Raw genomic sequence first — 22,905 nt, 5'->3', positions numbered from 1 at the left:
ATGGACGTGAAATCCCCAGACAGGAAGCCGCTCGACGAGCAGGCCGCGATTGCCTCGGCGCTGAGAACGGTGGCGACAGAGCAGGCCGGCGTCGCGGCACTGGCAGACGCGCTCGAAAACGGGCTGGCCGAGCCGTTCGCACGGGCAGTCGACATGGTGTCGCAGATCGATGGCCGCGTCATCGTCACCGGGGTCGGCAAAAGCGGCCATATCGGCTCGAAGATCGCCGCAACGCTCGCTTCGACCGGCACGCCGGCCTTCTTCGTCCACCCTGCCGAAGCCAATCACGGCGACCTCGGCATGATCGCTCGGAACGACGCCATCATCGCCCTGTCGTGGTCGGGGGAAAGCCTCGAGCTCAAGGGCATCATCGCCTATTCCAGGCGCTTCTCGATCCCGCTGGTCGCGGTCACCGCCGGCGAAAAATCGGCTCTGGCGCGTGCGGCCGACGTGGTGCTTCTGCTGCCGCGAGCCCCGGAAGCCTGTCCGCACGGCCTTGCGCCGACGACCTCGACGCTGCTGCAAATGGTGATGGGCGATGCGCTGGCCATCGCGTTGCTCGAGGCGCGCGGCTTCACCCCGGACCATTTCCGAACGTTCCATCCCGGCGGCCAGCTCGGAGCCAACCTGACGCAGATCCGCGAGATCATGCATGTCGGCGACAGGCTGCCTCTGGTGTCGTCCGGCACCGGCATGCGCGAGGCGATCCTCGAATTGTCGCGCAAGGGGTTTGGCTGCGTGGCGGTCACTTCGGCGGACGGCAAGCTGATCGGCATCATCACCGATGGCGACATCAGGCGCCATATCGGCAGCGATCTTCTGGCCATGAGCGTGGATCAGGTGATGACCAGAGAGCCAAAAATGGCGGCGCCCGACACACTGGTTGCGACGGCGCTGCAGACGATCAACGATTCTGCCATTACCAGCCTGATGGTGGTCGAAGGCAGACGGCCGATCGGGCTCGTCCATCTGCACGACCTGCTGCGCATCGGTGCTGCCTAGCGGGCTTCTAGACTGCCTCGACCGTCAGTTCCAGGTCGGTGTCGGCGGCACCGGTCACGCGCACCTGCGTGCCGGCCGGCAGGTCAGGGCCGGAGACGCGCCACAACGTGTCGCCGAGCTTGATGCGGCCGCGCCCATCCTTGATCGGCTCGGCAAGGGTCGCCGTCCGGCCGACCATCTGCGCGCTGCGCCGGTTGAGCAGCGGCTGGTCGGTTTCCTCATGCCGCCCGCCCACCAGCCGCTTGCCGACATAGGCCGAGACCAGCGACAGCGCGAGGAAGGCGAGGACCTGGACCTGCCAGCTCCAGAAACCGGCGTCCCAGATGAGCAGCGAGACGACGCCGATCAACAGCGCGGCAATGCCGATCCACAGCATGAAAATGCCCGGCGCGACGACCTCCATCACCAGCAGGACGAAGCCGAGGACCATCCAGTTCCACGGACCGAGTTCGGAAATGATGCGATCGAACATGGCCTCAGGTCTCGCTGGGACGAACCACGGGCGGGCGGGCCTGTCGTGCTGGACTGGCGGTGCCTTCGCCCTTGAAAACTTCCCTGGCGATTTCACCAATGCCGCCGAGCGTGCCGATCAGTGAGGAAGCCTCTATCGGCATCAGCACGAGTTTGCTGTTTGTCGCTGCACCGATCCTGGTCAGCGCTTCGGTGTATTTCAGCGCGACAAAGTAGTTGAGCGCCTGCACGTCACCCTTGGAAATCGCCTCCGATACCACCTGCGTGGCGCGTGCTTCAGCCTCGGCCGAGCGCTCGCGCGCCTCGGCATCGCGGAAGGCGGCTTCCTTGCGGCCCTCGGCCTCCAGGATCTGCGATTGCTTGAGGCCTTCGGCGGCGAGGATCTGGGCGCGCTTGTTGCGCTCGGCCATCATCTGGCGGCCCATCGATTCGACGAGATTGGCCGGTGGATTGATGTCCTTGATCTCGACACGGGTGATCTTGATACCCCAGGGGTGCGCGGCCTCATCAACGACGCGCAGCAGGCGCTCGTTGATGGCATCACGGTTTGACAACAGCTCGTCGAGGTCCATCGAGCCCATCACGGTGCGGATGTTGGTCATCGTCAAATTGAGGATAGCGTTCTGCAGGCCGGCGACCTGGTAGGCGGCCTGCGCCGCGTTGAGCACCTGATAGAAGGCAACGCCGTCGACGGCCACGGTGGCGTTGTCGCGGGTGATGATCTCCTGGGTCGGAACGTCGAGCACCTGCTCCATCATGTTCATCTTGGCGCCGATACGGTCGACGAAGGGCACGATGAGGTTGAGGCCCGGGCTCAATGTCTTGGTGTAACGGCCAAAGCGTTCGACGGTATAATTGTAGCCTTGCGGAATTGTCCGGATGCCCTTGAAAAGCACCAGCACGACAAGGGCGACAAGAACAAGAAGCGCAATATCGAAACCACTGAAACCCATTTTGGCTCTCCCCTCAAAGGCCATGTTGGACATTGCCACGCGGCCGATTCCACCAAACACTTAAGTGTGTTTCAGCAATGTTACAATCAGGTGATCACGGATTGCGGGTGCATGGACGGCGGGATCCATTCAAGCCCAGCCGGACAGCTCGCGCCGCACCATTGCCTCGATCACCGCCATGCCCTCTGCACTGTCGTTGAGGCAAGGGATGTGCGCGAACTTTTCGCCGCCGGCATGGTGGAAGGTCTCGGCCGCTTCCCTGCCGATCTCGTCCAGCGTCTCGATGCAATCGACGGAAAAGCCCGGATTGACGATGGCGACCGATTTCACGCCTTCGCGCCCCAGTCTTTCGACTGTCTTGTCGGTGTAGGGTTGCAGCCATTCCTGCGCGCCGAAGCGCGACTGGAAGGTGGTGATCAGCTTGTTCTCATCCCAGCCGAGCTTTTCGCGCAGCAGCCGCGTCGTCTCCAGGCAATGCGCCTGGTAGGGATCGCCCTTGTCGGAGTAGGATTTCGGAATACCGTGATAGGAGGCGATGACGATTTCCGGATCGAAGTCGAGGCTCGCCAGATGCCCTTCGATCGAACGGGCGAGCCCCTCGATATAGGCCGGCTCGTTGTAATAGGGGGGCACGCTGCGAATGGCCGGGGCGCGGCGCATCTTCATCAGCGCGCGAAACAACTGGTCGTTGGCGGTCGCAGTCGTCGTCGCCGAATATTGCGGATAGAGCGGGAAAGACAGGATGCGGTCGCAGCCTTGCTCGACCAGTCTGTTGGCCACGCTCTCGGTCGAAGGGTTGCCGTAGCGCATCGCCCAATCGACGATCACATGGGATAAATCGCCGAGCGCAAGCCCGAGTTTCTCGGACTGGGCACGGGTATAGGTGCGCAGCGGCGACTCGTTGCGCTCCCGGTTCCATATCCTGGCATAGTTGGCGCCCGACTTCTTCGGCCGGGTGGTGAGGACCAGGCCGTAGAGGATCGGATACCAGACCGCCTTGTTGAGTTCGATGACGCGCGGATCGGACAGGAATTCCCTGAGATAGCGCCACATCGGCTTGAAGTCGGTGCCGTCCGGGGTGCCGAGATTGATCAGCATGACACCGACCTTGCCTGTCCCGACCGGAGGGTGTCCTGCCGGGAGCGCGCCGGCGGTCGTTTCGGCTTTGCTTTCAGCAGGGTTGGCAAGCGTCATGGGGTTCTCCAACACCGCGAAACCAGCGGTGCCGCGGCGAAGGTAGCGATGCCGCGCCGGTTTTCAAATGCAGCGTCTGGCCGCACCTTATCCCAGAAATGCAGCACCCGCCCGGTTTGCCGGGCGGGTGCATTGCGTTCCTGCGGCCGGATTACTTCGAGGCCGCCGGGATAGTCAAGGTTGCGCCGACCGGCAGCCGGCGTGGCTCGTAGGCTTTGTTGGCATCGAAGATCATTTTCCATTTGGTGCCGTCGCCATAGGCCTTCACCGCGAGATCCCAATAGGTATCGCCGGCGACGATTACATGGCTGCTTTCGGCCGGTGCCGGCTCAGCCGGCTTGGCGGGCTCGGCAGGTTTTGCCGGCTCACTTGGGGCCGGTTCACTCGGGGCCGGCTGACTCGGGGCCGGCTGACTCGGGGCAGGCGCCGTCTCGGCCGGTTTGGCCGGTACAGCCGGAGCAGGGGTGGCCGGAGCCGGTGTGGCCGGAGCCGCAGGTGCCGCCGGCTGGGCCGGCTCGGCGGGTGCGGGGGCCGCCGGCGCGGTTTCAGCCGGGACGGCCGGTGGTGTTTTGGAAATGTCGCCGGAGCCGGCCGGCATTTCGGGCATTGCCGGCTCAGCAGGCTTTATCGGCGCTGCCTCAGCAGGTTTTGGCGGTTCGGCCGGGTTGGCTGGTTCCGCGGCCGGGGCTCCGGTCGCGGCGATCTCGGTGATGCGGCCGTCGAGCTTCGGCGTATAGGGCCGGTGCGCGCCGAGGTAATCGGCGACGACCTGTTCCAGCCCCGGGCCGTAATCATAGGCGTTCTTGGCCTTCTCGGCGAATACCTTGTAGCCGTCACCGCCCTGGCGGACATAGTTGTTGGTGGCGACCAGATAGTCCTTGTCCGGTTTGATCGGCGTCCAGGCGCCGCCTTCCATGACCTCGACCGATTTGACGCGTCCATTAGGCGGCGCCGATTTGTCGAACGCATATTTCAGGCCGGCAACCTGCGGGAAGCGCCCGGCGCCGTCCTCGACCTGGCTGAGGCCGCTTTCCAGGCCGGCAACCAGATCCTTGCCGGTGATCTGGAAGGTCGCCAGCGTGTTCTGAAACGGCAGCACAGTGAGAACCTCGCCCATGGTGACGGTGCCTTGGTCGATCGAGGCGCGCAAGCCGCCGCCATTCGAGATGACGATCTCGACACCTTGGCCCTTGACCCGGTCGAGGACGGCGTCGGAGACCAGATTGCCCATCTCGCATTCGCGGGCGCGGCAGTTTTCGCGGCTGCCGTCGATCGCCTTGGTGGTCTCGGCGACTTCCTTGTTCTTCAAAGCCTCGATCGGGGCGCCGAGTTCCTTGATGCGGGCAAGCACGGCGGGGTCGGGCGTGATCGATTTGTCGAGATGAATGGGATCGCCGCTTGCCTCTTCGACGACGCCATTGTCGTCGAAGACGACCTTGAACTCGCCGAGATATTTCGAATAGGACGCCGCCTGCACGACCGGCACTTTGTAGCCGTCCGGATTGTCGACCATCGTCGGATAAGGGCCTTCCGCCTTGGGGTCGGTGTTGGACAGCAGCGAGTGGCTGTGGCCGCCGACCACCACGTCGACGCCCGGGATCTTGGCGATCACGTCGCGTTCTCGCTTGTAGCCGATATGGGTGACCGCGATGATCTTGTTGACGCCCTCTCGCTTCAGTTTCTCGACCTCGGCGGTGATCGACTTGACGTCGTCCTCGATGGCGATGTTCGGGCCAGGCGTGGCAAGCTCCGGCGTGTCGTTGGTGACCGCGCCGACGATGCCGATCTTCTGGCCGCCGACCTCGACCACGATCGACGGCTTGACGCGGTCGCCGAGCTTGGATTGCGCATTGGCCTTCACATTGGCGCCGAGCACCGGAAACTGGATCATGTCGAGGAACGGCGCCAGCGCCGACTCGCCATCGTCGAACTCATGGTTGCCGACCACCTCGGCATCGAATTTCATCTGGTTGAGGAATTCGCCTTCGGTCTTGCCCTTGTAGGTCGTGTAGAAGAGCGAGCCCTGGAAATTGTCGCCGGCGCTGAGCAGCAGCACGTTCTGGCCTTGCAGCTTCTTGCGCTCCTGCGCGATCGCGGTGACCAGGCGGCCGGCGCCGCCGACGCATTCGCCCTTGGTCTCCTCCTCGGCCGAGCAGGTCGATTCATACTTGTTGTTGCTCTCGATGCGGCTGTGCCAGTCGTTGATGTGCAGGATGTTCAGCGTGTAGTCGGCAAAGGATACGCCTGCCGACAGGCCAAGCGCCGATGCCGACAGCGCGGCGATGGCAGCGATCTTCTTCATTCTCGTCTCCCGGATAACTTGAGTACAGCGCCGCGCGTCATTTGGGACGCGCAAAGTACCAATTTTATTTTGCGCATGATCCTTTCCGAAAATCGACTCCGATTTTCGGGGTCATGCGCAGACGCGTTTAAAGCTCTTGTTTGACTGGGATGTAACAGCCCTCTCGGGCCATGTTCACATCGCGTTTCAGTCGATGCAAGCGGAAATCGGCATCAGCTTTGCCGGCGTAAAAAGGCTTTGCCGGCGTAAAAAGCGGCGGCTTCAAGCCGCCGCCCTTTTGCAAAGTCAATTCGGAATCGGATTTCAGGTGCGCCTGGTCAGCACAAAATTCTGCCCGCTCGCGCTGGTGCAATTGAGCTGGCTTGTGGAGACCATCAGGCAGTTGAAGCTGATCGGCGTCTGGCGGATCAGCGAAGTGCCATGGATCTCGACCGAGGTGCCGCCGGTCATGGTGTAGCTGCCATCGGCAAGCTTCTGGCCGGTGTCGGTTGCGACGGTCGCGAAGCTGCCGCCCTTGAAGGTGGACAAGCCCGTGCCCTGCGCGTCGATCCAGGAGCCTTCAACCCCTTTGGCCGTGATCACCGGCGGCTCGCCTGGGCCGGTTGTGGTGCAGGCCGCCAACGCGACCGTAGCGGCCGCGGCAATGCCAGCCGAAAGCAGTCTTTGCGCGATCGTCATCTTCAAAATCCTCTCCTCTCGCATCGGCCCGAAAATCGATCCGATTTTCGGAAAGCACGATGCTCACATTCAAAGTGCTAGAGCGTACTTTGTGCGTCCAAATGGACGCACGTCGCTCTAGGCCGCTCCTCTTCAATCGCCCGATTTCCGGGCGATTGCAAGCTGGCGGAGTGTCGACGCAACGCTGCTATCGAACGAGGATGTTGCGGAATTGCCACGGGTCTTTGGTGTCGAGGTCCTCGGAAAACAGACCAGGTCGATTGTCGAGCGGTGTCCAGTCGGTATAATAGCTCCTGACCGGCCCGAGATATGGGTTCTGCACGTCGAGGCAGCGCTTGTAATCCATCTCGTCGGCTTCGACGATGCCGGCCTCGGGATTTTCCAGCGCCCAAACCATGCCGGCCAGCACCGCCGACGTGACCTGCATGCCGGTGGCGTTCTGGTAGGGCGCCAGCTTGCGCGCCTCGGCCAGCGACAACTGCGAGCCGTACCAGTAGGCGTTCTTGGCGTGACCGTAGAGCAGCACGCCGAGTTCGTCGATGCCATCGACCAGTTCGTTTTCGTCGAGCACGTGATGCACGGGCTGAGCCTCGCCGGCGGCACCGAACATCTCGTGCAGTGACAGCACGGCGTCGTTGCAGGGATGATAGGCGTAATGGCAGGTCGGCCGGTACTGCACCTTGCCCTTCTTGCCGCGCAAGGTGAAGAAATCGGCAATTGAAATCGCCTCATTATGCGTCACCAGGAAGCCGTATTGCTGACCGGGCGTCGGGCACCATGTGCGCACGCGCGTGTTGGCGCCGGGCTGCTCCAGAAAGATCGCGGCCTTCGAGCCGTTCTTGTGTTTTTTGGCGTTCTTCGGCATCCACGTCTCATGCGTGCCCCAACCGAGTTCGGCCGGCTGCAGGCCTTCCGAAATGAAGCCTTCGACCGACCAGGTGTTCCAGAACACGTTCATCGGCTTGGGTTTCTTGGTGCGCTGGGTGTCGCGCTCGGCGATATGGATGCCCTTGACGCCGGCTTTCTTCATCAGCCTGGCCCAGCCTTCGCGATCGTGCTGCGCGGGCTCCGAGAAATCGAGGCCAAGATCTGTGGCGAGGTTGACCAGCGCCTGCTTGACGAACCACGAGACCATGCCCGGATTGGCGCCGCAGCACGAGATCGCCGTGGTGCCGCCTGGGTTCTTCGCGATTTCAGTACGCACCGTCTCGCGCAGCGCATAGTTGGTGCGTGAGGCATTGTCGGCTTTTTCGTCGAAATAAAAGCCGAGCCAGGGCTCGACCACCGTGTCGATATAGAGGACGCCAAGCTTGCGGCAGAGCTTCATGAGTTCGAGCGAGGAAGTGTCGACCGACAGGTTGACGCAAAAGCCCCGGCCGCCGCCATTGGTCAAAAGCGGTGTCAGCAGCTTCTTGTAGTTCTTCTTGGTCACCGCGTCCTGCATGAAGGTGATGCCGCGCTCGTCGAGCAATTTGCGGTCGGTGTCGCGCGGGTCGATGACCGTCATGCGCGACTTGTCGAATTTGAAATGGCGCTCGATCAGCGGCAGCGTTCCCCGTCCGATCGAGCCGAAGCCGATCATCACCACAGGGCCGGTGATCTCACCGTAAACGGGCCAGTTTTCATTCACCATTTATCGATTACTCCCTCAAAAAACGCTTCGGAACAGCGGCTTGGCCGCGGCGCGACAAACCATAGATCATTGTCACAATAAAGCGAAAATCGGACGGCCGGCGTTACGCCGCGCCATCCCGGCTACGGCTCGACCAGACTTGCAAACTCCGGCTTGAAGAGGGCACGTGCCTCGGAGACCGGCAGTTCCAGCAGATCGTCGGCGCAGGCCTGGATGGCATGCGGCAGGGTCTGGAGCCCGAACACCAGAACCTGCTTGTCGCCCTCGCGCCAGAGGCTGGCAGCCAAATTTTCGTCGATCAGATCGTCGATGCCGCATTCGGCTTCGTGATCAATATCGGTCTGATCGCTCGGTTTCTTGCGCCGCTGCTTGACGAAGGAGGCGAGGGAAGGACCGGGCTTGCCATCTATCGTATCCAAGAAAATGTCCTGAAGGCCGAGCAGGACGCCGCGCCGCACATCCATGATGTAGGCGTCCGAATAGTTGGTCGGATGCGCTCCGCCGCAGAAGATGCTGCCGGACTCCCGCCAGCTCATCAGCCGCGGAGTCAGCGAGGTCACTTCGAATGTGCTGTCCTCATAGCCGCCGAGTGTGCCGCCGTTCACACCGTCAATCGGCCCGCCTTCGTTGAAACCGGCATACTGCGCCGCCACGCAGCCCAGTGCGCCGATGTTGGCGCGCCAGTGCCTGTCTTGCAGCAGAGCGTTCGCGGCCTCGATTGGAACGTCGCCGGACAGTTCGACAATGCGCGGCGTGGCAAATTTGGTGCGGGGGTCGACGACATAGCGGTAGGTTGCGTCCGGCCAACCAGTCGTCTTGCCGTTATCGAGCTGAGTGTCCACCCGCAGATAGTCATAAGGGGACGTTTCCATGGTGAGCGGCGTGTCATTGCCGAAGAACTTCATGAAGCTGAAATCGTAGAGATCGAGCGGGCTGCTGGGCTCGTTCTCGGTCACCTGCCGACTTGCGACCCGTTCCAATCTGAGCGGCAGCGCGCTCTTTCCGTTCCAGCTGCCTTCAAGGGTTTTGCCGTTACTGGATGAGGCCAGGCGCCAGACGGCGGCAATCGGCGCAGCCTTTCCGTCATCGCAATTGTCGGCGCCGCATGCCTCCTCCTCGGCCAGTTCGAACTTGCTGCCCTTTTGAGACCGGGCCTGCAGCGGGATGTCGACGCCCTTCGAGCGGTAGAAATAGCGGCCGGCCAGCGGGCCGCCGGGCGCGGCGGGGTCGCCGGTGAATTCGACGACGATATCGCTCTTTCCAAGCTTGCCGGCATAAGTCACCGGCTCCGCCTCGGCTGCTGTCGACAGTACCAGGATCGCGGCCATTAACGTGACCGGCCTGCTAAGATGCTGGATCATTTTTCCCCCAAGCCGCAAGTTACAGCTGTCTTGCGCCAGCAGTCACGGTCGGCTGTCAGGCCCTTATAGTCAAGTTGTGCCTCGTCCCGCACCTGAGGCTGCTCAGCGAAAAGACGCGGCGAGCGCCACCCCTGGTGCGGATGGCGCATCCGCCCGTTTCAGCGGGTTTTTGTCCTCGGCGCGGCTGTGGAGGCTCGAACCACCAGTTCTACCGGCAGAACGACTTGGCGGGGGGCTTCATTGTCAAGGACCATTCGGGCGGCAAGCCGGCCTTTTCCGATCACGTCTTGTGCGACAGTGGTCATCGGAGGCGTGGTGCGTGCGGATTCAGCGGTGCCATCGAAGCCGACGACCGACACGTGGCCCGGCACGTCTATGCCGCGGCGAACCGCCTCGTCCAGGATCGTGATCGCCTGCCAGTCCGACATGGTCAGGATCGCGGTTGCTTCAGGCGCCCTGTCGAACACCACTGCTCCGGCAGATGGCTCGCCCGGGATCGTCTCGATGATCGGGACATCGTCGATCGACAAATTCGCCTCCGCCAAACCCTGTTTGAAACCGTCGAGCCTTTCATCGTCGAGCGGGAAGCCGGCCAGAAGCGGGCGCGTTGCCTTTCCGGGCATGTGGACAATCGGCGGGCCGGGAGACCGGCGCACCGAAAGGATGGCAAAATGCCGGTGCCCCAGCCCGGTCAAGTGCCGGACGGCAGCAACCGCGCCACTCCTGCCGTCGATCTTTATCGAATTGATGTCGGGACCTGCGTCGCTTTCGAGAATGACGAAGGGCAGACGGCGTCTCTGGACCGAAATTATGAGACCAATGTCGGCGCTGTGACCAAGGATAAAGCCGTCAACCAGGGCATCGCGGATGCTGGCGAAGCGCGTGTTGTCGGTGCCGTTTACAAGGCTGAGCGTCGTTCCAGCCTCGTCGCAGGCGAGCGAAACGCCGAGCACCAGCTCGCGGCCGTATGGGCTTCTCATCACTTCGGAGATGGCGTAGGCGCCAGGCGGCATGAACCCGATGGCATTGAACTTGCCGTCCCGCAGCAATCGTCCTTTCGGATCGGGGCCGCCAAACCCGAGCGCTCGCGCGGCCGCTTCGACGCGCTCGCGCAATTCGGGCCTGACCAGCTCCGGCCGGTTGAAGACGTTGGAGACAGTCCCCCGGGAAACTCCGGCAGCCTTGCCGACATCGGCTAGGGTGGGCATTGGCGATTCACTCGTTTTCCCTGAGGTAGACCATTTTTTGGAGCGCTCCAAGAATTTTATTGACTCAAAACCAAAATAGGAGGATCGTGCTCCTTGGAGCGCTCCAAGAGCATATACTGAGGGTGTTTCTGCGACTGAGACACCGAGAATCGTCACATGGCATGGTCGCGGCGGCCAATGCCCAAGGAGAGGATGATGGCAGAAACCGATGCTTTTCCAGCCTCGCTCGTAGGCAAGACTTTCGACTGCGTTTTCGGCCCCTTCGTACCGCGGCTGACGTTTCTTTCGCCGCAGGAATTGCATATCCAGGCGTCGATCGGGACCACTGAAATCGACGAGGTGGTCAAGGTCGGCCTGACCAGCGTGCGTCCGAATCTCGTGCTCGCGAGTTGGACGGAGCAGAGCGGCAACTTCATTGTGCAGTTGCAGGATCACGAGAACCGGATCGTCCATAATTATGCGCGGCTGGCCGATGGGCAGCTCTTCTGTGCTCAGGGCGCCATTCAAGCCGTTCCGGCGTGAGGGGAGGAAAATGCGATGGAACTCGCTTATGACAGTCATCTGCTTGCTCGAATTCTGCTGAGCGTCGCGACCGTGGGTTACGGTGTAGCGACGATCAAAGCCGACTTGAACGCCACCCACGCCACCAATCCACTGTGGACTCCCCATGCCCGGTTTCACGTCGTCTGGCAGGTGCTGAGCTATACCGGGGTGGCGCTGATTGCCCTCGGACTCATCTGGATCAAGGGGCAACTCGAAGCCGAGCGGCTCTATCTCGCCGGCGGATTGGCCGCGGCCATGTATGGGGCATTCTTCGCGGCCATGCTCTCGCGGTCGATCTATGGTGGCGTGCTGTATGACGAGAACGGCTACCCGCCGTTCCGGCCGCCGTTTGGACCGGCGGGCTGGCGGTGGGATGTCAACGTCACCGTCTTTACCGCGATGTCGGCGATCCTGCTGCTGGGCCTGGCTGCGATTTAGGGCAATTCCGGGAAAAGTGTGAGACGGTTTTCCGTCCGGAATTGCGCAAGAACAAAGAGGTGGAGCGGTTCGGCGTTTCCGTGAAACGATGAACTGCTCTAGGACAGCGCCAGCGCCCTAAGCCACGCGACCAGCCGGTCACGATCGGCGGTCATCCCCTTGTAGTCGAGCTGGGCCTCGTCCAGCGCCAGAAGTTGTTCGGCCAAGGACGCTGCGAGCGCCGCACGGTCGCGGTGGCGCTCCAGCACGGCGAGCGGGTCGAGATGGATGCGGATGGTGAAGAGTACGTCGCCCGAAACGGGGAGTTTTCTCAGCGTCTGCCGCTCGACGCGGATAAAGGCATGGGCGTCGATGTCACCGTCCGGGAATCTCGACGGGCGACTGCTGGCGCGGTCGATGCGTTCGACATTGGAGAGCGGATGGTAGAGCGCGTCGCCCGCCTGGATCGACCAGTTGTAGCGCTCGACGGCTTGGCCCTGGAGGCCGTCGAACATGCGGTTGATGAGATCGGCCGGGCGTGTGCCTGGACCGAAACCCGGTACCGGCGCGTGGATCTGCTGCAGCGGCTTGCCGAATTTTTCGGTCAGCGACCATGACGAGGGGAAGCAGAGCGAGCCGGCCGCCAGACGCCAGCCGCTCTCGTCGCGGCGCATCAGGATCAAATCCTCCTGGACGAGCAACGAGGCCGCGACAAGCGGCGCATCGCTGAAAGAAGCTGCGGTGCCTGAGCCTACAAGACTGTCGGTGCCGCCGATCACCACGATCCCGTTGTCGGTACGCCTGTGGGTCCCAGGAAAGTTCGCCGCCAGATGCGCACCGAGCAGATCGAGCACTTCGCGTTGGGCATCGCGTGTGGCTTGCTCCTCGACAAAAACCTTGTCTGGAATTTCGGCATAAAGCCGGCGTTTCTCGGCAAGATAGGGCAGCAGATATTCGTCGATCTCGATCCATCTATCTAGATTGAGCGGCTTCAGCCCGATGGTGAACAGTTTCGACGAGCCGTCATAGGGTGTGTGGGTCGGTGGGCGGAAACTCATGCTTCTTTGTAGGCTTCCAGTGCGGCAGCGGCCATTCTCGCCGTGAATTCGGTGATTTCGTAATCGGCGGCGCCTGCCTTGGCGAAGGGATCGTCCGCCAGTCTGGCATCGAGCACGTCGCGTGGACCGCGCGCGATGATGATGCCGCCGGTCCTCGGCCGCTTCGGCCCGGAGGCGACAAAAATGCCTTCCGCATAACAGGCCTTCAGCCACTCGACATGCGCTTGCTGCAGGCTGTCGATCTCGGTCAGCGGCACCGTATACTTCAGCGAAACCACGAACATTGTTGTCTCCCGATGCTTCAGCCCAGCCGCGCCGGGATCAATCCGCGCAGCGAGTTGCCGACGAACAGCGCCTTGGCCGATTTCAGTTCGCTCCATGTGTAGATTGCTTCGCGGGCGCGGCCTTGATCCAGCAGTTCGCCGCGCAGGACGCCAGGCAGCAGGCCGCAATCGAGCCGCGGCGTGGCCAGCACGCCGTCGCCGAATTCGGCAAAGACATTGGTGATCGTGCCCTCGCAGATTTCGCCGCGCTCATTGGCGAGCAGCACCTCGTCGGCCCGGCCGGCGAGATATTCAGCGCGGGCGCGCGTATAGATTTGTCGGCGGCTGGTCTTGTGGCGCAGCAGCATATCGCTCGAATCAAGCCGCACGCGCGCCAGCTGCACGGTCCAGACCTTGTCTGCGGCGAGCGGCGCGTAGGGCTGCACCGAAACCGCTACATCGCCCTTGCGCGACAGGACGAGGCGAGTGCGCAACGCAATGTGCTGGCGGCCGACCGCATTCATCAGCGCTTCACCGACCCGTTGCGGGTCGCAGCCGAAGCCGAGTTCGTCTGCCGAGCCGTAAAGCCGCGCGAGATGGCGGTCGAAACGGAGGAAACCCGAGCCGGGTTCCCAGCGCATTGTTTCGATCAGTTCGAGATCGGCAGTGTTCCCGTCGCGAAACGGGCTTTCAGCAGACACTCCTGGTACTCCTCTTCGGCTGTCGAATCGAAGACGACGCCACCGCCGACATTGTAGACTGCCTCGCCATTGGCAAAGAGCGAGATGGTGCGGATCGCCACCGAAAAGCGCATCCGGCCGCCGGGGGCGATCCAGCCTATGGCGCCGCAATAGACATCGCGCGGGCCACCTTCCAGCTCGCGCAGGATCTCCATGGCACGGATCTTCGGCGCGCCGGTGATCGAACCGCAGGGGAACAGCGCGGCGAAAATCTGGCGGATGGCGAGGCCGGGCAAAAGTTTCGCCCGCACGCGGCTCACCATCTGGTGGACCGTCGGGTAGCTCTCGATGCGGAAAAGCTCCGGCACATCGAGCGTGCCAACCTCGCTGATCAGTGAGATGTCGTTGCGCAGGAGATCGACGATCATCCGGTTCTCGGCCTGGTTCTTCTCGTCGTTGCGCAAGAACGCTTTCAGGCGATCGTCCTCCGCCTTGGTGGCGCCGCGCGGCGCAGTGCCTTTCATCGGATGCGTCTCGATCATGCCTTCCGCGTCGACCTCGAAGAACAGTTCCGGCGAACGCGACAAGACGATCGGATCGCCAAGCGCGACCAGCGCCCCATACTTCACCGGCTGGCGTTCGGTCAGCGCGTTGAAGGCGTCCAGCGGATCGCCCGACCATTGCGCGTGGACCGGAAAGGTCAGATTGCCCTGGTAGCAGTCGCCCTTGCGGATGTGGTCATGCAGCCCGGCAAAGCGTTTGGCGTAGTCGTCCGAGGACCAGGCTGCCTTGGGGTCGAAGATTGGGCCGTTGCTAGCCGGCAGATCGCCTGGCGCGACCGTCTCTTCGACCGGCGGGTCGAACACGCCGAGGCAGAAAAGCGGGGCGCGGCGGCCGGCTGGCAGCAGCGGAACGAGCTTGGGCTCGAGCAGGTAGCCGGCCTCGTAGGAGAAATAGCCGGCCAGCCATTTGCCGCCATCATGTGCAGCCTGCGCGGCTTCAAGCGCCGGCAGGAAGTCCGCCTCGCCATGCGCCGAGATGATCTCGGCCGGCCGGTCGAAAACGAGCTGACGCGCGGTCTCGTCGTTCCGGAAAATTGCAAAGGGCAGGGGCAGGGACATAAGGCTCGGATGCTGCGGTCACCAGCGATCGATCTATATGGGGGCTCGACCGTGCGCAATCGAGGGAACGGCGTCTCAAGACGCAAAGGCGCGGCGGGGCAAAAACAAAAGCGGCGCCCGAGAGCGCCGCCTTGTTCCAAATGCCGCCTTGCGATGGATCAGGTGTTGCTGGCTTCCCCCGCGGTCGGGAAGCGGCGCGCAAATTCCTTTTCGTCGCCGGCGGCAAGCAGTTTCGCCTGCTCGATCCAGCGTTCACGTTCGATGCGGCCGTCGAAATTCAACGTCGCCTCGATCCGCCTGACATCGTCGGGCGTCCAGGCGGCGATCTGGGCATAGGTCGTGACCCCAAGCCCTTTGAGCAGCCGCTCGTTGGTCGGGCCGATGCCGATCAGGCGACGCAGATCGTTGGCTTTGCCCGCCGCTGCGGTCGTTGCGTTGCCGGTCGCGGCTTTCTTTGCCGCCGGCGCAGCCTTGCTTGCCGCTGGCGCAGGCTTTTTTGCCGCTGGCGCAGTCTTGGGTGCGGCGCTCGCTTTCGATGCAGCCGGCTTCGGCGTTGCCGTTTTCGCCGCACTTGTGCGTGGCGCGGTCGCAGCCTTGGCCGTTGCAGATTTCTTCGGCGCCGGTTTGGCCGGCGCGGATGTCGACATCAGGGTTGACGGTGCCTGCATCGCCGCCTTGGTCGCGCCGGCCTTGGCGGCTGGCGCCTTGGCTGTTGCCGCCTTCGCGGTTGGCGCCTTGGCGGCCGGCGCCTCGCCCAGCCGCCGCTCGAGGTCGGCGCGGGCGCGGCCGCATGCATCCAACTCACCGGTCAGACGGTCGCTATCGGCCCGCAATCTGTCGCGTTCGCTGCGCGTGCGGTCGAGATCGCCGCGCAAACTGTCGAGTTCGCCACGCAGGCGTCCCCAAATGAACCAGCCAACCAACACACCTACCAGGAACGCCAGGAGCATGTAGAAAAAAGTGCCCATTGTCTTTCTCTCTCCAGTCCGATCCGTCCGCCCTGGCCTGTGGAGCCATGACCTCGGCGAAGGACCATTCGATGGTGGTTCCGCAATTTGCAGAACAGCCGGCTTCGATCGAGCTGTCGGCGACCGGTTTGCCCCTGGCCAACAACCGTTGTCGCATCCGCCGACGCGCCATGACCGGTCGGGACTTTCCGACCGGATCCATTCGTGCCCGGCTGAGCTTGAGGGCGGACGCTATCATACAGCTTACGGGAATCTAACGGAAAACTTCCATGGAAAGTTATTTAAGAACAAATATCCAAGACAAGAATAGAACCATCGTCAATATGCATTGCAGCTAAACTGTTCTGGAAAACCCGGTCACCCGGTGTTGCGCATCACCCAGTGTTGCGCATCACTTGTCCAGTGCTTCCAGCTCGTCGATCAGTCCGCTGATCACACCAAGCCCGATCTGCCAGAAGGCAGGGTCCGCCGCGTCAAGGCCGAACGGCGCCAGAAGCTCGGAATGATGCTTGGTGCCGCCGGCGCGCAGCATGGCAAAATATTTCTCCTGAAAGCCGCGCTCGGCGTTCTGGTAGACCGCGTAGAGCGAGTTCACCAGGCAATCGCCGAATGCATAGGCATAGACGTAGAAAGGCGAGTGGATGAAGTGCGGGATATAGGTCCAGAAAACCTCGTACCCCTCGCGTAGCTTGATCGCCGGCCCGAGGCTTTCCGCCTGCACTTCCAGCCAGAATTGGCCGAGCTTGTCGGAGGTCAATTCGCCGCTCTTGCGCTCGGCATGCACCTTGCGCTCGAACTCGTAGAAGGCGACCTGGCGCACGACCGTGTTGATCATGTCCTCGACCTTCTGGGCGAGCATGGCCTTGCGTTCGCGCTTGTCGGTGGTCTGCTCGAGCAACGAGCGAAAGGTCAGCATTTCGCCGAACACCGATGCGGTTTCGGCCAGCGTCAGCGGCGTCGACGCCATCAGGGCGCCCTGGCCGCCGGCCAGCACCTGGTGCACGCCGTGGCCGAGCTCGTGCGCCAGCGTCATCACGTCGCGCGGCTTGCCCATGTAGTTGAGCAACACATAAGGATGCGCCGAAGGCACGGTCGGATGGGCGAAGGCACCGGGCGACTTGCCGGGTCTCACCGGTGCATCGATCCAGTTGCGGTCGAAGAAAGTTCTGGCGATCTCCGCCATGTCGGGTGAAAAGCGCTGATAGGCGGAAAGCACGGTGTTCTTGGCCTCGTCCCAGCCGATGACCGCCTGCGGGGTCTCCGGCAGGGGCGCGTTTCGGTCCCAATGGTTCATCACGTCCATGCCGAGCCAGCGCGCCTTCATCGCATAATAGCGATGCGACAGGCGCGGATAGGCGTCGCGAACCGCCGCGGCGAGTGCGTCCACCACGCTGCGTTCGACGCGGTTGGCGAGATGGCGGGAATCGGCAATGTCCTCGAAGCCCCGCCAGCGGTCGGAGATCTCCTTGTCCTTGGCCAGCGTGTTGGTAATCAGCGTGAAGACGCGCAAATTCTTGCGGAAAGTTGCGACCAGCGCTTCGGACGCCCGGCGGCGCACCTCGCCGTCGGCGTCCTGCAGGCGATTGAGCGCCGGCTCAAGCGTCAACTCCTCGCCGTCGAGGCCGAAGCGCAAATCGGTCATCGTCTCGTCGAACAGGCGGTTCCAGGCCCCGCGCCCGGTGATCGACTTTTCGTGGAAGAGTTGCTCGATGCGGTCTTCGAGCTGATATGGCTTGTCCTTGCGCAGATCGAGCACCCAGGGCCGGTAGTGGGCGAAGGCCGGATCGGCGGCGAGTGCGTTTTCGATCGCGCCATCGTCGATGAGGTTCAGCTCGAGCGCGAAAAACAGCAGGTGCGCGCTGGCATCGGTCATCTTTTCCTGGATGTCGCCATAGAGCTTGGCGCGCTGCGGATCCGACGTGTTGCCGGCATAGACAAGCCCGGCATAGGAGACGATCCGGCCGATCAGCTCCTCCAGCGCTTCATAGGCCTGGAGCGCCTCGCCCAGCCTGCCGGCGCTGCCACGCCCGGCCTCGGCGGCGAGCGTGCCTTTCCAACGGCTCTCGAAGGCGATGGCATCGGCGGCGGCCTTGGCGATGTCGCGCTTCAACTCGGGCGCTTCCATGCCCGAATAGAGATCGGCCAGATTCCATTCCGGCAGGTCGCCAAGCTCCGCCACGCCCTGACTGGACGCCGCCGCCAGCTTTCGAGCAAAAACCATGCGCATTGCCGATCCTTCCAAACACGAAAATTCGAGGAAACGAGAAGCCGGTCAAATCCTAAGGAATTCATTCACCGGGTTTTTTGAAAGCTTATTTAGAACCCTGTGCCAAGATGATCCATAGGGCGCATTCTCGGGCGGGCACGGTCGGATCAGTCATGGCAGCTTCCATACTCATAGTCGATGACGATCCGGTGCAGCGCAGGCTGCTCGAGGCAGCGGTGACGAAATTCGGCCACACCGCGATCGTCGCCGATGGCGGCGAGGCCGGTCTCGATGTTGTCGACGGGCCCAATGCGCGCGACGTCTCGGTGGTCATCCTCGACCTGATGATGCCGGGCCTCGATGGCATCGGCGTGCTGAAGGCAATGCGCGAGCGCGGCATCCACATCCCCGTCATCGTGCAGACCGCCCAGGGCGGCATCGAAACCGTCGTTTCGGCAATGCGTCACGGCGCCTTCGACTTCGTCGTCAAGCCGGCCTCTCCCGACAGGCTGCAGGCGTCGATCGGCAATGCCCTCAAGGTCGAAGCGCTCGAAGGCGAAGTGAAGCGCTCGTCACGGCAGCGCGGCGGCCATCTGACGTTCAAGGACATGATCACTCACAGTCCGGCGATGGATCGGGTGATCCGGCTCGGCCGCAAGGCGGCGGCGTCCAACATTCCGATCCTGATCGAGGGTGAATCCGGCGTCGGCAAGGAACTGGTGGCGCGCGCCATCCAGGGCAGCGGCGACCGCCGCTCGAAACCCTTCGTCACCGTCAATTGCGGCGCCATCCCCGACAATCTGGTCGAATCGATCCTGTTCGGTCACGAAAAGGGCTCGTTCACCGGCGCCACCGAAAAACACACCGGCAAGTTCGTCGAAGCGCATTCGGGCACGCTGTTCCTCGACGAAATCGGCGACCTGCCGCTCGACGTGCAGGTCAAGCTGTTGCGCGCCGTACAGGACGGCGAGGTCGATCCGGTAGGCGGGCGCTCGACCGTCAGGGTCGACATCAGGCTGATCTCGGCAACCCATCGCAACCTGCTGCAGCAGGTAAAGGACGGCAAGTTCCGCGAGGATCTGTTCTATCGTCTGAACGTCTATCCGATCTTCGTGCCGCCATTGCGCGACCGTCGCGACGACATTCCCCATCTGGTCGAGCACTTCATGGAGAAGGTGGCGCCCGCCGATCCGCGCCACCGTCTGCGAGGCATCTCGGCTGCGGCGCTCGCCATGCTGCAGGCCTATGACTGGCCGGGCAATATAAGGCAGCTCGAAAATGCCGTCTTCCGGGCTTCGGTGCTCGCCGAGGGCGACATGCTGACCGAAGAAGAGTTCCCGCAGATCCGGGCGCAGGTCGAGGGCACGGTCAATCTCGATGCGGATATCGCCTCGCCAGAGTCAGGGGGGCCAGCTTCAGGGTGGCCAGCTTCCGGATTGGCTTCGGGCAGCCTGCCGCGTGATAACGTCCCGGCCGCCGTCGGCGCCGCCGCGGCCGAGCCCAACGCGCCGGCCAGACCCCGCTTCGGCACGCTGCGGGCGCTCGACGAGCGCGGCAATGTGCGTGCGCTGGCCGATGTCGAGCTCGAAATGATCAAGCTCGCCATCGACCACTACAACGGCCAGATGAGCGAGGTCGCCCGCCGCCTCGGCATCGGCCGGTCGACGCTCTACCGCAAGCTCAAGGAATACGGCATCGACCCGGAGACCGGCCGTGTAGAGAGGCTCGCTTCCTGAGTCACAGGGCCAAGCCGGTTCTCATCCGGACATCATTCCAGGCAACTGAGTCTCGTAATGACGTGTTCGCCGCAATGTTCACGTATTAAGGCGGACGGTAACAGATCGTGTTTCGAGCTGGCGCCAAAACATGATCTAAACCAGCGGTTTACCAAGATATCCTGCGCAATATTTTTGGCGGGATATCGCCACGGTGTTACCGCATTTCGGCTTCAATAAGCGATGATTAACCATTAGGATCGATATTCGGATGCACATCTAACGCATCCGTTTGGTCAAATCCGGGGACAAAACGGCAGCCTGCAAGGCCTTTTGATTTGAACAGAATCGAACGACACAAAAACGGGCGGCATTATCACATGAGCGTCTGGCCGAGATGGCTGGCAGCGGTGATTGTTGCCGTCGGGTTCCTTGCAGCGGCGGCAACCGGCGCCGGCGCCGAGACACGTTCGCTGAAGCTCTATCATCTCCACACGCATGAAAAGGCGGAGATCGTCTACAAGCGCAACGGCCGCTACGATCAAGCGGGCTTGCGAAAGATCAACATCATCCTGCGCGACTGGCGTCGCAACGAGCCGACCAAGATGGATCCGCGCCTGCTGGACCTGGTCTGGGAAGCCTATCGTGAGAGCGGCGCCACCGACTATATCCAGGTCGTCTGCGGTTATCGTTCGCCGTCGACGAATTCGATGCTGCGCAGCCGCAGCAGGGGCGTCGCCGAGAAGAGCCAGCACATGCTCGGCAGGGCGATGGATTTCTACATTCCCGGCGTGCCGCTGAAGAAGCTGCGCGACATCGGCCTCAGGATGCAGGGCGGCGGCGTCGGGTATTATCCCAGCTCCGGCTCGCCCTTCGTGCACATGGACGTCGGCAATGTGCGCCACTGGCCCGGCATCAGCCGCCAGGAATTGGCGCGCGTGTTCCCCAATGGCAAGACGCTGCATGTGCCGAGCGACGGCAAGCCGCTGCCTGGTTATCAACAGGCGCTCGCCTCCTACAAAGCCCGCAAGGGCGCCGGCGCGCCGGCCATCGAACTGGCCAGCGCAAGCGGCGGTGGCAAAAAATCCCGCGGCTTCCTGGCAGCCTTCTTCGGCGGCGGCGACGACGAGGCGGACGACAGCGCCGATGTGGCGATGGCCGAGCCAGCGCCAAAGCCCCGTAACGTGAAGCCGGCGCCGTCGGCCAAGAGCAGCAATCTGCCTGGCATCGCCATCGTGGCGCCTCGGGATGCCAAGCGTGCCGAGATTCCGGAAGTCGCCGATGCTCCGGCGCCTGCGCCGGAACCGGAGAACGACACGCCGGAGACGATCATCGCGGCATTGCCGGCGCGCAGCATTCCGCTGCCCGATTTTGCTCCGCGCCCGAAGGCCGACATCGGTGCCCAGCCGCCTGAAAACGTTCCGTTCGGCGTGGCGGATGCGACTGCATCCACCGAACAGGCGGTGGCAACCGCGCAAGCGCCGGCAAGTGTGGCGTCGGCAAGTGTTCCGTTCGGCATGGCAGACGCGTCGGCTACGGCCGGCCCGGTGCAGGTCGCGGCAAACAACATTCCCGTGCCGAGCTGGCGGCCCGATCATTCGCTGCCGGCCGATCTTTCGTCGGCTGGTCTTGCGCCGCAGGACAAGCAAGTGTTGCTGGCGCTCGCGAGTGCGGCCGAGCGGAGCAACACCGCCACCGATGCATTCTCGGTATTGCCGTCGGCGCGGCCCGACAGTTCGCAGCCCGACGAGGTCAAGGCCGTTCTGGAACGGGTCAGCGCGACCGACGAATACAAGGTCGCTTCGCTTTCCGAGCAAGCATCGGTGTTCGAGGAACCGGCGAGCGACGACGCATCGAGCGACGGGGCGTCGCCGCGCAAGGCCATCGTTGCCCGCCCGGCCGGCTCCGATCCGACGGCCGTCATCGGCGCGGGCGTGAAGACCACACGCAAGGAACCCAGGGCCACCGCCCGCGACCTGAAACCAGGCCCCAAGCCGGTGGTGGTCGCTGCCGCGCCGCAGGCTGCCCGTTGGGCGCTGCACAGCGGCGAGTATGTCGCGACCGTTTCAGACGCGACAACGGCGCCGCGCTACGCTTACGACTTCGTCCGTACGGCACCGAGCGAGGTCTATACCGTCGGCTTCCAGCCGGGCAACGAGATGGCCGACGCCAACCGGTTCACCGGCAAAGCCGTCAAGTTCATGTCGGTGGCCCGCTTCCAGACCGAATAACAGCTGGGCAAATATCGTAGAGGCCGCGCTGGCAACCGGCGCGGCTGCCGCCACCGCCGGCACTGGCTTCCTTCGTGCCGGGATGCTAACCAAGGTCAGCATTCTCCCGCTTCGTCTAATGGTAGGACAGCGCCCTTTGAAGGCGTGAATCGTGGTTCGAGCCCATGAGCGGGAACCAGCCGGCGAACCAGATCGGCAGCAGGCCAGATCGGCGGCGATGCTAGCGCCCGAGCTTGCTCGCGGCGCGCGCCAAGGCTTCGATCTCGTCCCATTTGCCGGCCTTGACCAGATCGTCCGGCGCCACCCAGGAACCGCCGACGCAGATGACGTTGGGCAGGCTGAGATAGTCGGCGGCATTCTGGCCGGTGATACCGCCGGTCGGGCAGAATTTCACGTCGGCGAGCGGCGAGGCGAAGGCCTTGAGCGAGGCGATGCCGCCCGACTGTTCGGCCGGGAAGAATTTCAGAAAGCGCAGGCCGGCTTCGCGCGCGGCCATGACCTCTCCCGGCGTGATGGCACCGGGCAGCAACGGCACTTCGCTGTCCTTGGCTGCCGCGAGAAGCTCGCGGGTGATGCCGGGGCTGACGATGAACTTCGAACCGGCGGCCGCCGCCTCGCCGAACTGGCGGGCGTCCAGGATGGTGCCGGCGCCGACGACGGCGTCTTCGACCTCGCCCGCCACCCGGCGGATCGCCTCCAGCGCGTCGGCGGTGCGCAGCGTAATCTCGATCGCCGGCAGGCCGCCGCGGGCCAACGCCCGGGCCAGCGGCACCGCGTCGGCGGGATTGGCGATCTTCAGCACCGGTATGACCGGCTGGCCGTTGAGGAGCGACAGGAGCTTTTCGGTCGTGCTGGGCATTCGTCGTCTCTCCTCTGTTGATCAAGTCGACCGGTTAGCAGA

At 63.1% G+C, this 22,905-nt stretch carries 20 protein-coding genes and 1 tRNA gene; 6 read left to right on the top strand and 15 right to left on the bottom strand.

Going from position 1 to position 22,905, the window contains the following annotated elements; genetic code table 11:
- Nucleotides 1-1,002 carry a KpsF/GutQ family sugar-phosphate isomerase gene (locus NKJ09_RS15855; protein ID WP_023719096.1) on the top strand — a complete coding sequence of 334 codons (1,002 nt, stop codon included), beginning with the start codon at nucleotides 1-3 and terminating at the stop codon, nucleotides 1,000-1,002.
- Between the two features lie 7 nt (nucleotides 1,003-1,009).
- Here the strand turns inward: NKJ09_RS15855 and NKJ09_RS15850 are convergent, their stop codons facing one another.
- From NKJ09_RS15850 to NKJ09_RS15815, 8 genes are all read right to left on the bottom strand, one after another.
- Nucleotides 1,010-1,474 carry an NfeD family protein gene (locus tag NKJ09_RS15850; RefSeq protein ID WP_352494708.1) on the bottom strand — a complete coding sequence of 155 codons (465 nt, stop codon included), beginning with the start codon at nucleotides 1,472-1,474 and terminating at the stop codon, nucleotides 1,010-1,012.
- Between the two features lie 4 nt (nucleotides 1,475-1,478).
- Entirely contained in the window at nucleotides 1,479-2,426 is a 948-nt protein-coding gene (locus tag NKJ09_RS15845) for an SPFH domain-containing protein (RefSeq protein ID WP_023719098.1), read from the bottom strand.
- 129 nt (nucleotides 2,427-2,555) lie between these two features.
- On the bottom strand, nucleotides 2,556-3,620 hold the full coding sequence (gene hemH / locus NKJ09_RS15840) for a ferrochelatase (protein ID WP_023719099.1): 1,065 nt from the start codon (nucleotides 3,618-3,620) through the stop codon (nucleotides 2,556-2,558).
- A gap of 151 nt (nucleotides 3,621-3,771) precedes the next feature.
- Complete coding sequence (locus tag NKJ09_RS15835) at nucleotides 3,772-5,922, bottom strand: 5'-nucleotidase C-terminal domain-containing protein (RefSeq protein ID WP_352494709.1); 2,151 nt, start codon at nucleotides 5,920-5,922, stop codon at nucleotides 3,772-3,774.
- Nucleotides 5,923-6,225: 303 nt separating this feature from the next.
- Complete coding sequence (omp10, locus tag NKJ09_RS15830; protein WP_023720183.1) at nucleotides 6,226-6,600, bottom strand: outer membrane lipoprotein Omp10; 375 nt, start codon at nucleotides 6,598-6,600, stop codon at nucleotides 6,226-6,228.
- A gap of 187 nt (nucleotides 6,601-6,787) precedes the next feature.
- On the bottom strand, nucleotides 6,788-8,233 hold the full coding sequence (locus NKJ09_RS15825; RefSeq protein WP_352481939.1) for a homospermidine synthase: 1,446 nt from the start codon (nucleotides 8,231-8,233) through the stop codon (nucleotides 6,788-6,790).
- Between the two features lie 122 nt (nucleotides 8,234-8,355).
- Entirely contained in the window at nucleotides 8,356-9,594 is a 1,239-nt protein-coding gene (locus NKJ09_RS15820; RefSeq protein ID WP_352481941.1) for a hypothetical protein, read from the bottom strand.
- A gap of 158 nt (nucleotides 9,595-9,752) precedes the next feature.
- Nucleotides 9,753-10,802, bottom strand: a complete 1,050-nt coding sequence (locus NKJ09_RS15815; protein ID WP_352494711.1) for a LacI family DNA-binding transcriptional regulator — start codon at nucleotides 10,800-10,802, stop codon at nucleotides 9,753-9,755.
- Nucleotides 10,803-10,997: 195 nt separating this feature from the next.
- Between NKJ09_RS15815 and NKJ09_RS15810 the strand changes: the two genes are divergently transcribed.
- Together NKJ09_RS15810 and NKJ09_RS15805 are read left to right on the top strand one after the other, a co-directional pair.
- The gene (locus NKJ09_RS15810; protein WP_156948115.1) at nucleotides 10,998-11,324 is read left to right on the top strand and encodes a MoaF-related domain-containing protein; all 327 of its coding nucleotides are present in this window, start codon (nucleotides 10,998-11,000) and stop codon (nucleotides 11,322-11,324) included.
- A gap of 15 nt (nucleotides 11,325-11,339) precedes the next feature.
- The gene (locus NKJ09_RS15805; protein WP_352481944.1) at nucleotides 11,340-11,783 is read left to right on the top strand and encodes a DUF6640 family protein; all 444 of its coding nucleotides are present in this window, start codon (nucleotides 11,340-11,342) and stop codon (nucleotides 11,781-11,783) included.
- A gap of 98 nt (nucleotides 11,784-11,881) precedes the next feature.
- Here NKJ09_RS15805 and NKJ09_RS15800 read toward each other — a convergent pair whose 3' ends face one another.
- The 6 genes from NKJ09_RS15800 to NKJ09_RS15775 all read right to left on the bottom strand — a co-directional run bounded on the left by NKJ09_RS15800 (nucleotide 11,882) and on the right by NKJ09_RS15775 (nucleotide 18,079).
- The gene (locus NKJ09_RS15800) at nucleotides 11,882-12,820 is read right to left on the bottom strand and encodes a heme-dependent oxidative N-demethylase family protein (RefSeq protein ID WP_352481946.1); all 939 of its coding nucleotides are present in this window, start codon (nucleotides 12,818-12,820) and stop codon (nucleotides 11,882-11,884) included.
- On the bottom strand, nucleotides 12,817-13,104 hold the full coding sequence (locus NKJ09_RS15795; RefSeq protein WP_023720190.1) for a YciI family protein: 288 nt from the start codon (nucleotides 13,102-13,104) through the stop codon (nucleotides 12,817-12,819). The genes NKJ09_RS15800 and NKJ09_RS15795 overlap by 4 nt, the downstream gene beginning before the upstream one ends.
- Before the next feature lie 17 nt (nucleotides 13,105-13,121).
- A complete protein-coding gene (locus NKJ09_RS15790) occupies nucleotides 13,122-13,784 on the bottom strand; it encodes an aminotransferase class IV family protein (protein WP_352494712.1) in 663 nt (220 codons plus the stop codon).
- Complete coding sequence (locus tag NKJ09_RS15785) at nucleotides 13,733-14,884, bottom strand: aminodeoxychorismate synthase component I (protein ID WP_352494713.1); 1,152 nt, start codon at nucleotides 14,882-14,884, stop codon at nucleotides 13,733-13,735. The genes NKJ09_RS15790 and NKJ09_RS15785 overlap by 52 nt, the downstream gene beginning before the upstream one ends.
- Nucleotides 14,885-15,042: 158 nt before the next feature.
- A complete protein-coding gene (locus tag NKJ09_RS15780) occupies nucleotides 15,043-15,852 on the bottom strand; it encodes a helix-hairpin-helix domain-containing protein (RefSeq protein ID WP_352481948.1) in 810 nt (269 codons plus the stop codon).
- Nucleotides 15,853-16,243: 391 nt separating this feature from the next.
- Complete coding sequence (locus NKJ09_RS15775) at nucleotides 16,244-18,079, bottom strand: M3 family oligoendopeptidase (protein WP_352494714.1); 1,836 nt, start codon at nucleotides 18,077-18,079, stop codon at nucleotides 16,244-16,246.
- Nucleotides 18,080-18,231: 152 nt separating this feature from the next.
- Here NKJ09_RS15775 and NKJ09_RS15770 point away from each other — a divergent pair, with 152 nt between their 5' ends.
- From NKJ09_RS15770 to NKJ09_RS15760, 3 genes are all read left to right on the top strand, one after another.
- Entirely contained in the window at nucleotides 18,232-19,794 is a 1,563-nt protein-coding gene (locus tag NKJ09_RS15770) for a sigma-54-dependent transcriptional regulator (protein WP_352494715.1), read from the top strand.
- A 359-nt stretch (nucleotides 19,795-20,153) separates the two neighbouring features.
- The gene (locus tag NKJ09_RS15765; RefSeq protein ID WP_352494716.1) at nucleotides 20,154-22,004 is read left to right on the top strand and encodes a peptidoglycan L,D-endopeptidase MepK; all 1,851 of its coding nucleotides are present in this window, start codon (nucleotides 20,154-20,156) and stop codon (nucleotides 22,002-22,004) included.
- Between the two features lie 104 nt (nucleotides 22,005-22,108).
- Nucleotides 22,109-22,182: transfer RNA gene (locus tag NKJ09_RS15760), tRNA-Gln, on the top strand.
- 42 nt (nucleotides 22,183-22,224) lie between these two features.
- Here the strand turns inward: NKJ09_RS15760 and NKJ09_RS15755 are convergent.
- Nucleotides 22,225-22,863 (bottom strand): 2-dehydro-3-deoxy-phosphogluconate aldolase, encoded by a 639-nt coding sequence (locus NKJ09_RS15755; RefSeq protein ID WP_352481952.1) that lies wholly within the window; start codon nucleotides 22,861-22,863, stop codon nucleotides 22,225-22,227.
- Nucleotides 22,864-22,905 lie beyond the last annotated feature (42 nt).

It is taken from the genome of Mesorhizobium sp. M0189, from assembly GCF_040322135.1.
Lineage (GTDB): Bacteria > Pseudomonadota > Alphaproteobacteria > Rhizobiales > Rhizobiaceae > Mesorhizobium.
This window is presented reverse-complemented; position numbering and strand designations above follow the sequence as displayed.

Bases quoted from the DNA above. Each gene is read 5' to 3' on its own strand.
- NKJ09_RS15810 (WP_156948115.1), top strand. From the start codon at position 10,998: ATGGCAGAAACCGATGCTTTTCCAGCCTCGCTCGTAGGCAAGACTTTC.
- NKJ09_RS15795 (WP_023720190.1), bottom strand. From the start codon at position 13,104: ATGTTCGTGGTTTCGCTGAAGTATACGGTGCCGCTGACCGAGATCGAC.
- omp10 (WP_023720183.1), bottom strand. From the start codon at position 6,600: ATGACGATCGCGCAAAGACTGCTTTCGGCTGGCATTGCCGCGGCCGCT.
- NKJ09_RS15770 (WP_352494715.1), top strand. From the start codon at position 18,232: ATGGCAGCTTCCATACTCATAGTCGATGACGATCCGGTGCAGCGCAGG.
- NKJ09_RS15825 (WP_352481939.1), bottom strand. From the start codon at position 8,233: ATGGTGAATGAAAACTGGCCCGTTTACGGTGAGATCACCGGCCCTGTG.
- NKJ09_RS15765 (WP_352494716.1), top strand. From the start codon at position 20,154: ATGAGCGTCTGGCCGAGATGGCTGGCAGCGGTGATTGTTGCCGTCGGG.
- NKJ09_RS15755 (WP_352481952.1), bottom strand. From the start codon at position 22,863: ATGCCCAGCACGACCGAAAAGCTCCTGTCGCTCCTCAACGGCCAGCCG.
- NKJ09_RS15805 (WP_352481944.1), top strand. From the start codon at position 11,340: ATGGAACTCGCTTATGACAGTCATCTGCTTGCTCGAATTCTGCTGAGC.
- NKJ09_RS15800 (WP_352481946.1), bottom strand. From the start codon at position 12,820: ATGAGTTTCCGCCCACCGACCCACACACCCTATGACGGCTCGTCGAAA.
- NKJ09_RS15815 (WP_352494711.1), bottom strand. From the start codon at position 10,802: ATGCCCACCCTAGCCGATGTCGGCAAGGCTGCCGGAGTTTCCCGGGGG.
- NKJ09_RS15845 (WP_023719098.1), bottom strand. From the start codon at position 2,426: ATGGGTTTCAGTGGTTTCGATATTGCGCTTCTTGTTCTTGTCGCCCTT.
- NKJ09_RS15835 (WP_352494709.1), bottom strand. From the start codon at position 5,922: ATGAAGAAGATCGCTGCCATCGCCGCGCTGTCGGCATCGGCGCTTGGC.
- NKJ09_RS15820 (WP_352481941.1), bottom strand. From the start codon at position 9,594: ATGATCCAGCATCTTAGCAGGCCGGTCACGTTAATGGCCGCGATCCTG.
- NKJ09_RS15850 (WP_352494708.1), bottom strand. From the start codon at position 1,474: ATGTTCGATCGCATCATTTCCGAACTCGGTCCGTGGAACTGGATGGTC.
- NKJ09_RS15780 (WP_352481948.1), bottom strand. From the start codon at position 15,852: ATGGGCACTTTTTTCTACATGCTCCTGGCGTTCCTGGTAGGTGTGTTG.
- NKJ09_RS15775 (WP_352494714.1), bottom strand. From the start codon at position 18,079: ATGCGCATGGTTTTTGCTCGAAAGCTGGCGGCGGCGTCCAGTCAGGGC.
- NKJ09_RS15855 (WP_023719096.1), top strand. From the start codon at position 1: ATGGACGTGAAATCCCCAGACAGGAAGCCGCTCGACGAGCAGGCCGCG.
- hemH (WP_023719099.1), bottom strand. From the start codon at position 3,620: ATGACGCTTGCCAACCCTGCTGAAAGCAAAGCCGAAACGACCGCCGGC.
- NKJ09_RS15785 (WP_352494713.1), bottom strand. From the start codon at position 14,884: ATGTCCCTGCCCCTGCCCTTTGCAATTTTCCGGAACGACGAGACCGCG.